We start from the raw sequence: 12,842 nt of genomic DNA on the forward strand, positions 1-12,842 counted from the left end.
CCCTCTAAATTGTACTTTTGTACTTCTAGTGATTTTGTCCACTAAAGAGAGATGCCCAGTTCACAGAAATCAGGGTCAATGCAATACAACAAAAAAAGGGGAAACCACTTAGTGGCCTCCCCTTTTCGCAACGCTTATGTTTTCCGTTCCTCTAATTCTTTATCTGGAATTCCCCGAGCGTATGCTCCAGATCATTTATTAACTGTGTTAGCTGCTGTGTATATTGAGCTAGTTCATTGGATGAAGCTGCTTGTTCCTCCATCGATGATGCAATTTCTTCTGATGAAGCAGTCGTTTGCTGAGAAACGGCGGTGATTTCTTCTATTACTTTAATAACCGTTTCTTTCTGTTGATTGATGCTTTCAATGGATCGTGTTTCTTCCTGAATCGAATTGGATATCTTCCCGACTGAATCCTCCAGCTCTTTCATGGCTTCACTTACCGTGATCACGGCATTTTTCTGATCCTTGCTGATTTGATTCGTTTCATTGGTCGTCCTTAGCAATTCCTCTGTATCTGAAAGAATGCTTTGGATGATGGCTTGAATGTTTTTTGTAGCTTCTTTTGAATCATCAGCCAAGCTCCTTACTTCATTCGCCACGACAGCAAACCCTTTGCCGGACTCACCTGCCCTTGCCGCTTCTATGGATGCATTCAAAGATAACAAATTGGTTTGTTCCGATATTTTCGAAATGGCATTCGTGACATCGGAAATGGTTTTTGATTTTTCCACAAGTCTTAAGCTCATGCTGTTGACTGCAGCAAAAGCCATTTCTAATTTATGGTACGACGTTTCCAAACCACTTACCTGTTGTTTCCCTGACTCTATTTTTTCAGATGCAAGCTCCAATACGGTTTGGGTCTCCCTCGATTTTTTTGATAGCCCATCGATTTCTCCACTAAGTACCTGAATCGTGCCCGCACCATGCTCCACTTGTTCAGATTGATTCGATGCTCCCGCTGCAATTTCTTCTATCGCGCGTGAAACATCTGTAATGGCCGCACTATTCTCAGCAGCTATTTGGCTTAAGCCGGCATTGGCCTTTGTCACCGATTCCGCATTGCCGTTTACCTTGGCAACCAATCCTCTTAATTTCCCCAGCATCGAGTTATAGCTTTTGCTTAAGTCCCCAATCTCATCATTGGATGAAATGGCAAATTCGGACACTAAATCCCCACTAGCTGTCTTTTCTATGATTTTTTGGAAGTCGGCCATGATCTTCGTTAACTTTCCTGCTAGATAAAGAGCACATGCCGTCCCGAATAGAAGACCTAAAATACCTGATATCACTACGATTCTATTAATGTCATCCAGCTTTGATTGCAGTATTTCGTCTGGAGTGAGCGCCAAAACCTTCCAGTTCACTTCAGGGACCGTACTCAATTCACCTGTATAATCTTCACCATCCAACGTCAAGGCCTGATTCGCCTTGACGCCCCCATTATACATGTCGGCCACCCACTTGAACTCTGAATTGAATCGGTCAGTATCCGCCATGAAATCCTCCACACCTTCTTCCATGCCGCTTTTTTCAGGATTCATATTCTTCCCGTCCATACCCTGCATGAATGAACTCACGATAAAACCTTGTGAATCCAATATCACCAGATTGCTAGGAGACTCTTTTTCGATGGTTGCCCTCATTTTCCCGATTGTCGAAAGGTCGATATCATAACCAAGGGCTCCTGCCATTTTCCCGTCCGATAAAACGGGCGTGACAACGGACGTCATGATCATCCCTGAAACTCCATCCTTATACACATCCATCCATTTCGTTTCTGGTCTTTCGGTCAGCTGCGTATAAGTCTTAGTCTCCCTTGCATCCTGATTGAAATCCATTTGGGGCGAAGCATACAAGGAACCATCCGATCCATCCATATAATAAACAGAAATTAAATCTTCATTGTTCTTTTGAAATGCCTCTATCGTTTTTTGGATATCCTTGATTGAATCACCATTCTTGATCTGATTGGAAACTAGCTGTGATAATTGCTCTAGCGAATTCTCATACGTGGCCATGCTCAAATTGATTTGTGCCGCCGCATTTTGGGCCGAGCTTTTGTTGATGGATATACTATCTTCTTTAAAAATGGAGGTCACTTTTACCCCCATTATCGAAACGGATACGACTATAGCTAGAAAAACGGATGTGCATATAAATAATAACCATTTTATCCGGAGCGATATCCTCCTCTTCACTTTTTCTTTCTTTTCAATCGATGAACTTCTCATTAATAATTTCCCCTTTTTATTTGACCTGCAATTGCTCTCGCTTACCTGTGTGAAAACAAAGATTCAATCTATGCTCAAAATGGATCCTTCCTTATTTACGATCACTTACTTTATTTTTCCACATAAACATACTATATACCTAATTAAATCTTGTCAATTGCCAATTAAGGATAAATATGTAGGCATAAAGAACTTATTGCGTTTTCAAATTCAAAAAACCTTGGATTACATAGAATCCAAGGGTTTCACATGGGGATATTAGGTCAGCAGTAAAAAGAGATTTAGCGTAATGCTGCGGCTAAGCTTTCTCCGAATTCTCTTGCACCATCCGGACCATCACCTGTTATGATATCATCATGCGCAACGACATGCTGTTTTGCATATTCAACGGAATTGGCTTTCAATTCGTCAATTTGAACATCAACTGGGTAACAAGCAGCTTTGCGGCCAGAAAGTAAACCCGTTTTCGCTACAGTTACAGAACCTGCACAAATTCCCGATACAAGAACTTTTTGTTCATGCGCTTGTTTCAAAAAGCTTTGCAATTCTTGATTGCCCCATAGGTGATCATTCGTGCCCGATCCCCCAATTACAGCAACTGCATCATAATCACTTGCTGATACATCAGAAAAGATCACCTCTGCCAACGCCTTGCCTTGATAGTCTCCAGTTATTTCACCTGTTTTCGTACTTGCTATCGTCACTGCCACTCCTGTATTTTCCAAAACTTCTTTCGGCTGAAATAATTCATCTTCATTAAAACGTTCCGGTGGTATAATTAGTAATGCTTTTTTACTCATATATATTGCCTCCTGAATTTAATTGTCTGATGACTACTCAAATTGTAACGCTGGAAATCAGCGCTGTGAAGAATGCACTTTTTTGTGCGGAGGTTACCTAAAGGTTACTGGTAAAATTAAAAAGGAGCTAATGTCCATGTCAGAATCATTAAGAGATGAAATCAAAGAAAAGATCTTAAACGGCTATTATAACTGCGAAAAAGAACTTACGTTATCCATATTCAGCGGCAAATGGAAAATCGTCATTCTATGGCATTTAGGTGTAGAAGGCCCACACCGATTCAGTGATCTCCAAAGGCTTTTCCCAAAAATATCCCATAAGATCTTAACGAATCAATTACGTGAACTTATGGAAGACGGCGTCGTCCATCGGGAGGTATATCCCGAGATCCCTCCTAAAGTCGAATATTCCATGACTGACCTTGGAATGACCTTGCTGCCAATCGTTGAAATGATGTATGAGTGGGGGAAAAACAGGATGAATGAAATTAAACAAGAAATGCATGTCAGTGAAAATGATGCCAACAAATAATGCATTCGTGTTCCGAAAAATAAAGTCGGGCGTACAATTTAAACGTTGAATGTCCTCATCCCGAATCCCTTTCTTGATTTACCCATGGGGATGATTACCTTATTTTTGTGACAAGACTTGGTTATACTCTATTAATTATATGGAATGAAACCTCATTAGATTTAAGTAATTTGCGACACTCCTGGCGAATAACTGGCTAGATCACCAAAGGCGCTTGCGGCAAGGAGGCTTGGCAGACTGTCGGCGGAAACGCTGAAATCAATTGGAACGTTTTCAAATAAAAATCAAAAGACCGACAATAGAATATGTCGGTCTTTCAAGCTGGTCATTTCCATTAGGTTGCCGCGGCTTCAGCTGGACACAAAAAAAAAGAGGTTGAAATCGTCTCTTTTTTTCACAAAAGCGTAAAATGAAGGTTTCCTTAAAAATAGACAGACCATTCCCATTTACCCTGCGGACATGCAGAGCCCTTGAACGTATTCAATTAACGGTTCAAAGATTGGAAACGCAGTCTGATAAATGTCACAGGAAAACCTCCATTTCTTAAAAGTTAAAGACATCTTAACATGGAGCCAACTGGAATATCAATTAAAAACTTCCTTCATGGCAGAAGCATCACTTCGGTTTTGGCCGATATTCACTTTTCCGCTTCCTTATGTATCCACCTGCATGTCACACATTCCATTCATCCTTCAATTCGTTTGACGGCGGCCGTATATTCCTTATGCCTTTTTTCCCATTCATCCATCGGGAAGTCCTGATGATGACCATCAAGTAAATCACTAAACATATCAAGGCAAATATGCCAGCCTGCCAAATCTTTTGATGTATGATCATTAACTGGCGTGACGGATTCTTTCAATACTAATGAGCATCCATCCTTTTCAGGGGATACCTCGAAACGAACCCAGCCGTCCCCCCATTCAAAATCTAAAACGGCAAATTCTTGGAAGTCCCTGATCTTCATATCAAAAGATTTCCCTGACCCATCATTGAAATTGAATTTTATGGTCCCGTCTTTTCGAAGGTCTTTCATCTCCAGGTTGGACATCCACTTTTCCACCTTATCATTCTCCGTTAAAGCACCCCATACCTTTTCAACCGAATGATTGAGCAGGCAATCGAATCTTGCGATAATCCCATTACCCTGTTTTTCGATTATAGCTTGCATATACATTCCCCATTCAATTCATTTTTTTATAATAAAAAATGGTTGGATGCAATTCACCATTTGCAGATTTCGCATAATCAGGAATCCTGCCTGCCTGAATATATCCCAATGAAGTATACAGGGAGTTAGAAGGATCCCCTTCCCTTGTATCCAGGACCAATAATGTCCGTCCCTCTTGCTTGACCCTTTTCTCAGCCTCTAGCATGAGTGAACGCCCTATTCCATTTCGTCTATAATCAGTATGCATCATTAATTTTGCGATTTCCGCTCGATGGCCGCCGTTCCGCTTTGAACATAAATGTAACTGTACGCTCCCGACTATCTTACCCTGTAATTTAGCAACTAATAAAATCACATCAGGATTTATGGCACTACTCCAATAATCAATTGCCTCAGACCGTTCCATGGGAGGTAAAAAACCGATGGACGCGCCATCATCCACAACCTGCACCAAAAGGTCGGAAAGTTCATTAAGATTGCATTCGATTGATGTTATTTGTTCGATTTTCACATCGGCGTTCACAGTAATCACACCTTTCTCAGTCATATTCACCATCCCTGGCGCTTTGATAAAGAAGTAATATGAGCCAGATGATGACGTCCATGCCATGCATAAATTCCTATGTTTTCACCGACTGTCACCTCTCCTGAATCAGGATGGATGAATGTTCGGCTCAGATCATCCGCATGAAGACCCGATAAAAGTTTGCCCATGCGGATATGTATACCTTCGAGCAGTGATAGAGAAACTTCAATCGGCAAATCATAATCAGGCAGCTCTGCCCATTGCCCCTCTTCGTATGGTTTAATGACCGGACTATCTTCCGTAAGGGCCAATTTGAAGCGAATATACGCATTCATATGACTATCAGCAACATGATGCACCACTTGGCGGACCGTCCATCCTCCAGGCCGATAAGCCGTATCAAGCTGTTCATCATTCATGTTACCTACCGCTTCCCGCAGCATCCGAGGCAAAGCATCAATCTCATTGAGCCACCCCTCGGCTACACCACTAGTAATCTCCCCATCAAACTGAAACTTTCCAATCGGGTATCTTAAATCCATCTTCATTCCCCCTTGATGTTCAATAAAAATAGCATCTATATATATTCTTTATCGATTGAAACAAATCCTTTTTACCGGCAATTCTATGTTTACAATCCTAAAAATGCACCTAGAAAAATGATTAATCAAAAAAACAGGGATTTTTATCCATATAACTTAAGTACGTATACTAATTCCACATTTAGCAACCATAACAAAAGAATGCCATGTACATCAATCCAACCTTTAAACAATGGAAATGGGGATAGGATCATCTTGAAGAAAATAAGTTCGATACAAACCCTTAGCATCTTCTTTTTATCAATCGGCCTTCTTAATCACGTTATTTTGATCCCTTTCCTCCTATCCACCGGCGGAAGGGATGCTTGGTTTTTTTCTATCCTAATTATTGGATTGATACCGATTTGGGTCTACATATTATCGAGGATAATCAAGAATATGGATAATCAATCCCTGACGGATTGGCTTGAAAATAGATTTGGAAAACATATTAAAAATATCGCTTTATTCTTTATAGTGATTTATCTGATCAGCCTTGTTTTGGCCACTACAAAGGAAACGATTGATTGGATAACTACAAGCTTTCTTTTTGAAACCCCAAGTTTAGCGATTATCATTCCTTTTACGCTGCTATGCATTTTTCTTGCCCATTCCGGCATGCGCTCCATCGCCATTTGCTCTTCTGTATTATTGCCAATAGTCGTCATTCTTGGCATTTTCGTTGCGACCGGAAATATACCGACAAAAGAATACAGCCATCTCTTTCCCCTTTTCGAGAAGGGCTATTTTCATGGCGTTAAAACCTTTCAATATTCTGGTTATGGCCTTGCCGAACTGATTTTAATCGCTTTTTTTCAAGAAAAACTTTCGGATAAGCTCAATCTAAAGGTACTAGTATTCTTATGCCTCGGATTAGTGTTTTTACTTCTTGGCCCATTGACAGCAGCACTCGCTGAATTCGGGCCGATCTTAGCCGAAGCCATGAGGTACCCCGCCTATGAACAATGGCGTCTGCTGACAATTGGTAAATATATCGAACATACAGACTTCTTTTCCATTTATCAATGGCTTGCTGGTGCCTATATCCGTGTTTCACTGGCGTTATTCTTAATAACGGAAGTCTTTAAAGGAAAAACTAATAATATGAAGCTGGGTATTCTTTTCGCTGTAGGCTTCCTCATGGTCGTCATCTCCATCGTACCATTCAGTAATTTCAAGTTCTTGCATGTAAGTCAGACATTCTACTATCCTGGCGCTTTTTATTTCCTGTTACTTTTGTCCGCCTTTTTGTTTATCGGCACTTTCATCAGTTCTAAGGAGGGTAAACGACATGCGAATGAAACGATCCAAAAATGAACTACCCCCGCCTGAATTAAGGGAGGAGACATTTCGGGAGTTATTCAGTTCAAGTTCAGATATCATATTTGACACGATTTATATCGGAGAAACCGAAAGACTCATTCCTGTCCTAATTTTTTATTGCTCGGGTATGGCCGACATCAGTTTACTGAACGAGGGTATTTTGGAAAAGTTAAACAAAATGATGGAATTGGATGAGAGAATCGATGCTGAAGAAGCAATCAACAAGCTAAAACCCTTGATTGACCTCAGGAAAGTAACCATTGATAGTGAATTCAATAGCGTCCAACAGCTAATTTTCTCTGGGCATGGCTTATTATTCATACCATCAACCCAAGAATTATTTTCAATAGATTTGTCCAATGTGCCGAACCGGCAGCCTGAGGAGTCTTCTTTCGAGGTCTCAGTAAGAGGTCCAAGAGACGGGTTTGTCGAGGACATATCCATCAATACTGCTTTAATCAGAAAGCGACTAAAAACAAAATCGCTTGCCTATGAAGACTTTATCGTTGGCAGGCGCAGTCAAACGAAAGTCGGACTGATGTACATGGATGACATCATCAATAAAGAACTCGTTAAAAATGTAAGGTCGAAAATTAATAACATTGATATTGATATATTGGTGAGCAGCGAACAATTGGAAGAATTAATCACAAACAGTAAATATAGTATTTTTCCACTCACTCATTATACGAGTCGCCCTGATTTTGTAGTGGAAGCACTCAATCAAGGAAGATTCATTCTAATCGTGGACGGTATGCCCACAATAATCGTGGCTCCTTCTACATTATTATTGCAAATAAAAACCGCAGAAGATTCGAATCTACCTTATCTATTTGTAAGCCTTGAGCGACTGCTTCGCTTTATGGGGCTAGGCATTACCGTTTTATTGCCGGGGTTTTGGATATCCATTTCCGCTTTCAATATTGAACAGGTGCCGTTTCCGTTACTAGCAACCATAACCCTTTCAAGGCTGGGACTTCCCTTATCTGCTACGATGGAATTCATTCTCATGCTCATTTTATTTGAATTATTCCGTGAATCCGGAGTCAGGTTACCTAAAGCGGTTGGACAGACAGTTGCCGTTGTAGGCGGCCTCATTGTCGGTGATGCCGCGATAAGGGCAGGTCTGACCTCACAAACCATGCTTGTGGTTACTGCCGTAACTTCTGTCGCATCTTATACCCTTGTAAACCAGTCTTTAACAGGTGCCGTAACGATTTTACGTATGTTTGTGCTGTTACTCAGCTGCATTTATGGAATTTACGGCATGATAATCGGTTTACTCTCGATTGTCACTTTATTATCCAGACTTGAATCATTCGGGGTTTCTTATATTGGCGGACTGAACCCACCAAGATTTGCAAAAATAATGGATGCATTTATAAAGAGGCCATGGAATTCCATGAGCAAGAGATCATTGGCAGCTAACGATAAGACCAGAAAGGGGCAGTAAGAAATGTTCCGCATCTGTAAAATTTGCTTGACCCTACCTTTAATCCTTTTGCTTTCAGGCTGTTGGGATGAAAAAACGATCCAGGACTTTCATTATATAACGGCCATCGGGATTGATTTCAAGGATGGGGAGTACATTGTTTATACGCAGCTTGTAGACTTCGCTGCGGTAGCTAAAACGGAGGCAAAGCCGACGCAAGCACCTCCCGTATATGTAGGGAAACAAAAAGGACGGTCCATTTCGATCGCCATTAATAAACTAATGCGCAATACCCAACAGTCTCTCTATATAGGGCATGTTTCCACATTTGTCATCAGTGAAAATGTTTTGAAACAGCAAAGTGCAGAAATAGTGGATTATATATACAGAAACCAATTACTAAGGTACTCAGCCAATATATTTGCTACAAAAAGTTCCATGGATGAGCTTTTCTCCATTAATGGTTATTTTAATTTATCGCCTTTATATACTACATTATATTTACCAGAAGATGTTTATCGTAGCAGATCATACATCGAACCCATTACCGTCCAAAAGTATTATTCTAATCAACGGGAAAAAGCATATACAACCATCTTACCCTCCATTTCCTGGAACGATAAAGTTTGGAAGGAAAAAGATAAAAATCGAAAAAGCCTCTATATGGAAGGTGCATTTGTCATTTACTATAAAGTATCCCAGCCCTGGTTCTCTGAAAAGGAACTGAGCGGTGTACGCTGGCTCACTAAAAGGACCAACAAAACTCCAGTGAACATTACCATGAATAAGCAAGACATCTATGCCTCTTTCTCCCATCCGGATCATAAAGTAAAACCTGTTCTCAAGGATGGAAAGTACAAATTCGATATTGAAATTGACGTATCCGGCAAAATACTGGGGCTTGATACCCAAATCGATATCGAGAAAATAAAACGTAAATTCGAAAGCCAAATAAAAAAAGAAATCCAAACATCCTTCAAAAGCGGGATTCAAAAGAACGCAGATCCTTTAAACTTTGGCAAAATCCTTTATATCAAAGAAACAGAATACTGGCAAAAGAATCATATAAAAGAGCCTAAGGATTATTTGGATAAGGATTCAATACATGATATAAACGTAAAGGTACATATCCTTAACACAGGCGGATTAGAAGCTAAACCACTGCGGTAATGAAGATTTTGCTTGTGATTTTAGGGCCAATTTTTATTTGTTAATGCATCATTCACGAGTAACGCTTATATATCGTGAGTTACTGCTTCATTCTATGGATAATGATCCTTTCACGAGTAAAACGGCTAAACTCATTGCTCCGATTTCACGAGTAAATCGACCAAACTCACGAGTATTCGCTCTAAACTCACGAGTAAACGCCTATATATCGTGAGTTTACTGCTTCATTCTATGGATAATGCTCCTTTTACGAGTAAAACGGCTAAACTCACGAGTATTTGCTTCATTTTAACGAGTAAATAGGCCAAACTTACAAGTATTTGCTCTAATCTCACGAGTAAACGATGATATCTCTTGAGTTTGCTGCTTCATTCTGCGAGTAATGCTCATTCACGAGTAAATCGACCAAACTCACGAGTATTCGCTCTAAACTCACGAGTAAACGCTATGTCTCGTGAGTTTACTGCTCATCTTGGCTTTAATAGCCCTCTACATGATGAAAAAAATCAGGATGGTCCCTTTTGGGGCTCCATTCTGATTTTTGGCTGGAAAATGAGTTCCAGAATTTGTCGAATAGCATAATTAAATGGTAAATTTAGAGTATTCTAAAATTGGAGGTCCAATTATGAGCGTACAAATGGCTACATTACATGAGCTGGAAACACTGACGGAACTTTTTGATTTATACAGAGTGTTTTATGAGCAAGCATCTGATCCTGGTCGTGCAAGGGAGTTTTTAAGAGAAAGACTGACAAATGGGGATTCTGTGGTTTTTATGGCCTATGATGAAGGAAATCCTATTGGTTTTGTACAATTATACCCTTCTTTTTCATCTGTCAGTATGATGCGTTCATGGGTATTGAATGATTTATTCGTAAGGGAATCCGCCCGCAAAAAGGGATTTGGCGAGGAGTTATTGAACGCGGCCATCACTTTTGCACGGGAAACAGGTGCCAAAGGGGTTTCACTGGAGACAGGTAAGGATAATGTTAAAGCACAGAAGCTTTATGAAAAGAATGGTTTCGTCCGTGAATCGAATCATTTTTATTATTTCACCATTTAATATAAAAAAGTGTAGGGAAAACCTCCCTACACTTGGATGCTATTTATCTAGCATATTAATTATTTAGCAGTTTCCATGCTGGCTTGAATTTCTTTAATTAGAAGTTCGGCACCTTCAGGGCTAAGTATTAATTTACCGTCAACAAGTTTCATATTGTCATCGGAAACTTCACCTGTAACCTGACAAGTCATGTTTGGTTTATATTTTTGAAGGATGATGCGCTCTTGTTCTACATAAATCTCCAGAGCGTCTTTCTCATTAATTCCTAATGTTCTGCGTAGTTCAATTGGAATGACTACCCGTCCTAATTCGTCAACTTTACGTACGATACCTGTAGATTTCATATAATTTACCCCACTAACTTTCTTGCGAATGTTGCATCTATATATTTCGTCACCATTCGACATTATTTGCACTTCTATAAAGATACCACTCCCTCCCATATTCGTCAATTCTCGTATCTTCGTATATTATCTGCCTCTATATGATTTTTATATAAAACATTAGTAATTCCTTCATAACACACGTCCTAACAACGTTTTCCGCTTGCGGTGTTGGTATATTTTGTTAATCAAAATATTAAAATGGAAACGTCTTCATTTAATTCCAACAAGCATTCTTTTCATCCATGTCGAATCATGGAGAATGAATTTCACTAGTCTAAAAGAATCCTGTTGATTTTCTTTTGCTTTTGAAGGACAATTTAAATTGATCGCTTATAATATTCCGAAAATTCATTCCGCTTTTGACACAGTGGATATATCTGAAAAATTTTTCAGAAAGCCGAAACGATTGCCATCCATCCTTCCAGAGTCTTACTGACTCATAAAACAGATTGAGGTGAGTCAATTGCGTCCGATTATATTAGGTATTTGTTCTGCTTTCTTTTTTGCATTTACGTTTGTTTTGAATCAGGCCATGGAGTTGTCTGGCGGCAGTTGGATATGGAGTGCTTCGCTGCGTTATTTCTTTATGGTGCCTTTTCTGTTTTGTATCGTATTAAGCAGAAAAAATCTGCGTCCCCTTTTACGAGTGATGAGAGAAAAACCAGGTCCTTGGCTGCTTTGGAGTTTTGTCGGTTTTGGGTTATTTTATGCTCCTTTATGCTTTGCATCCGCCTACTCACCTGGCTGGCTAATCGCCGGCACTTGGCAAATCACGATCATTTCGGGTGCATTACTTGCGCCGCTGTTTTTTGAAAATATCCAAACAAAAGATGGGCTCGAAAGGCAAAGAGGAAAGGTTTCTGTGAAAGGTCTCCTCATGTCCATGATCATCCTGCTAGGAATCATCCTGATGCAGCTGGAACACACCAAGCATATTTCTATGGCCAATCTTTGGTTGGGAGTGATTCCAATCGTCATCGCCTCGTTTGCATATCCTTTGGGAAATCGCAAAATGATGGAAGTATCCGAAGGACGTTTGGATGCTTACCAGCGTGTATTGGGAATGACTTTGGCGAGTTTGCCATTCTGGTTCCTGCTTTCATTGTACGGTTTCTTTACAGTAGGGGCGCCGACGAAGATGCAGAGTTTCCAATCCCTTTTGGTCGCACTATTTTCAGGTGTCATTGCCACGGTCCTTTTTTTCAAAGCGACCGATTTGGTAAGTGGAAATATGCAGAAATTAGCTTCAGTCGAAGCTACACAATCGATGGAGGTCCTTTTTGCCCTAGCCGGCGAATTGCTATTCCTATCTTTACCTATCCCTTCTCCGTTATCGTGGTTCGGTATCTTTATCGTCATCATGGGAATGATCCTGCATAGCTATGTATCACATAAAAAAGAAGGTTCATCCCGGAAACGGACAGTGAGTGCCTGAATAGCAAGTCAAAAAAGCCCCGGATAAGATTTCGGGGCTTTTTCGACCTGAAAACAGAAACTGACTACGTTCTTTTTTTCCATTGACAGGTCATGATAAATTGATGATTTTTTAAAGTGGCAAAAAGCTCACCATCCATTTTTTATCATTAAACTTTTACCTTGAGTAAGTTCAAAAAGTATGTATAATG

The 12,842-nt window shown here is 40.1% G+C and carries 12 protein-coding genes; 6 read left to right on the forward strand and 6 right to left on the reverse strand.

What is annotated here, in order from left to right; genetic code table 11:
* Positions 1-151: 151 nt before the first annotated feature.
* Together ACIQZD_RS04660 and ACIQZD_RS04665 are read right to left on the reverse strand one after the other, a co-directional pair.
* A complete protein-coding gene (locus ACIQZD_RS04660; protein WP_402898729.1) occupies positions 152-2,233 on the reverse strand; it encodes a methyl-accepting chemotaxis protein in 2,082 nt (693 codons plus the stop codon).
* A 281-nt stretch (positions 2,234-2,514) separates the two neighbouring features.
* Positions 2,515-3,033, reverse strand: coding sequence for a DJ-1/PfpI family protein (locus ACIQZD_RS04665; protein WP_402898733.1), 519 nt, complete (start codon positions 3,031-3,033; stop codon positions 2,515-2,517).
* Between the two features lie 136 nt (positions 3,034-3,169).
* Here ACIQZD_RS04665 and ACIQZD_RS04670 point away from each other — a divergent pair, with 136 nt between their 5' ends.
* Positions 3,170-3,565, forward strand: a complete 396-nt coding sequence (locus ACIQZD_RS04670; protein ID WP_402898737.1) for a winged helix-turn-helix transcriptional regulator — start codon at positions 3,170-3,172, stop codon at positions 3,563-3,565.
* A 685-nt stretch (positions 3,566-4,250) separates the two neighbouring features.
* Here the strand turns inward: ACIQZD_RS04670 and ACIQZD_RS04675 are convergent.
* The 3 genes from ACIQZD_RS04675 to ACIQZD_RS04685 are packed head-to-tail and all read right to left on the reverse strand — an operon-like array spanning position 4,251 to position 5,804.
* Complete coding sequence (locus ACIQZD_RS04675; RefSeq protein WP_402898739.1) at positions 4,251-4,736, reverse strand: SRPBCC family protein; 486 nt, start codon at positions 4,734-4,736, stop codon at positions 4,251-4,253.
* A gap of 13 nt (positions 4,737-4,749) precedes the next feature.
* Positions 4,750-5,283: a GNAT family N-acetyltransferase gene (locus ACIQZD_RS04680; protein ID WP_402898742.1), complete on the reverse strand. Its 534-nt coding sequence runs from the start codon at positions 5,281-5,283 to the stop codon at positions 4,750-4,752.
* A 2-nt stretch (positions 5,284-5,285) separates the two neighbouring features.
* Positions 5,286-5,804: a YfiT family bacillithiol transferase gene (locus ACIQZD_RS04685; protein ID WP_402898745.1), complete on the reverse strand. Its 519-nt coding sequence runs from the start codon at positions 5,802-5,804 to the stop codon at positions 5,286-5,288.
* 201 nt (positions 5,805-6,005) lie between these two features.
* Here ACIQZD_RS04685 and ACIQZD_RS04690 point away from each other — a divergent pair, with 201 nt between their 5' ends.
* The 4 genes from ACIQZD_RS04690 to ACIQZD_RS04705 all read left to right on the forward strand — a co-directional run bounded on the left by ACIQZD_RS04690 (position 6,006) and on the right by ACIQZD_RS04705 (position 10,831).
* Entirely contained in the window at positions 6,006-7,160 is a 1,155-nt protein-coding gene (locus ACIQZD_RS04690; protein ID WP_402899930.1) for an endospore germination permease, read from the forward strand.
* Positions 7,135-8,619: a spore germination protein gene (locus tag ACIQZD_RS04695; RefSeq protein WP_402898748.1), complete on the forward strand. Its 1,485-nt coding sequence runs from the start codon at positions 7,135-7,137 to the stop codon at positions 8,617-8,619. The genes ACIQZD_RS04690 and ACIQZD_RS04695 overlap by 26 nt, the downstream gene beginning before the upstream one ends.
* A gap of 3 nt (positions 8,620-8,622) precedes the next feature.
* Complete coding sequence (locus ACIQZD_RS04700; protein WP_402898751.1) at positions 8,623-9,768, forward strand: Ger(x)C family spore germination protein; 1,146 nt, start codon at positions 8,623-8,625, stop codon at positions 9,766-9,768.
* Between the two features lie 625 nt (positions 9,769-10,393).
* A complete protein-coding gene (locus ACIQZD_RS04705) occupies positions 10,394-10,831 on the forward strand; it encodes a GNAT family N-acetyltransferase (RefSeq protein ID WP_402898754.1) in 438 nt (145 codons plus the stop codon).
* Positions 10,832-10,890: 59 nt separating this feature from the next.
* Here ACIQZD_RS04705 and ACIQZD_RS04710 read toward each other — a convergent pair whose 3' ends face one another.
* A complete protein-coding gene (locus tag ACIQZD_RS04710; protein WP_350299833.1) occupies positions 10,891-11,175 on the reverse strand; it encodes a transition state genes transcriptional regulator AbrB in 285 nt (94 codons plus the stop codon).
* A gap of 505 nt (positions 11,176-11,680) precedes the next feature.
* Between ACIQZD_RS04710 and ACIQZD_RS04715 the strand changes: the two genes are divergently transcribed.
* The gene (locus ACIQZD_RS04715; protein ID WP_402898757.1) at positions 11,681-12,652 is read left to right on the forward strand and encodes a DMT family transporter; all 972 of its coding nucleotides are present in this window, start codon (positions 11,681-11,683) and stop codon (positions 12,650-12,652) included.
* Positions 12,653-12,842 lie beyond the last annotated feature (190 nt).

Source organism: Peribacillus sp. NPDC096447, from assembly GCF_044762725.1.
In the GTDB taxonomy this organism is placed as follows: Bacteria; Bacillota; Bacilli; order Bacillales; family DSM-1321; genus Peribacillus.

Bases quoted from the DNA above. Each gene is read 5' to 3' on its own strand.
- ACIQZD_RS04660 (WP_402898729.1), bottom strand. From the start codon at position 2,233: ATGAGAAGTTCATCGATTGAAAAGAAAGAAAAAGTGAAGAGGAGGATA.
- ACIQZD_RS04710 (WP_350299833.1), bottom strand. From the start codon at position 11,175: ATGAAATCTACAGGTATCGTACGTAAAGTTGACGAATTAGGACGGGTA.
- ACIQZD_RS04680 (WP_402898742.1), bottom strand. From the start codon at position 5,283: ATGACTGAGAAAGGTGTGATTACTGTGAACGCCGATGTGAAAATCGAA.
- ACIQZD_RS04695 (WP_402898748.1), top strand. From the start codon at position 7,135: ATGCGAATGAAACGATCCAAAAATGAACTACCCCCGCCTGAATTAAGG.
- ACIQZD_RS04705 (WP_402898754.1), top strand. From the start codon at position 10,394: ATGAGCGTACAAATGGCTACATTACATGAGCTGGAAACACTGACGGAA.
- ACIQZD_RS04685 (WP_402898745.1), bottom strand. From the start codon at position 5,804: ATGGATTTAAGATACCCGATTGGAAAGTTTCAGTTTGATGGGGAGATT.
- ACIQZD_RS04670 (WP_402898737.1), top strand. From the start codon at position 3,170: ATGTCAGAATCATTAAGAGATGAAATCAAAGAAAAGATCTTAAACGGC.
- ACIQZD_RS04675 (WP_402898739.1), bottom strand. From the start codon at position 4,736: ATGCAAGCTATAATCGAAAAACAGGGTAATGGGATTATCGCAAGATTC.
- ACIQZD_RS04690 (WP_402899930.1), top strand. From the start codon at position 6,006: ATGCCATGTACATCAATCCAACCTTTAAACAATGGAAATGGGGATAGG.
- ACIQZD_RS04665 (WP_402898733.1), bottom strand. From the start codon at position 3,033: ATGAGTAAAAAAGCATTACTAATTATACCACCGGAACGTTTTAATGAA.
- ACIQZD_RS04700 (WP_402898751.1), top strand. From the start codon at position 8,623: ATGTTCCGCATCTGTAAAATTTGCTTGACCCTACCTTTAATCCTTTTG.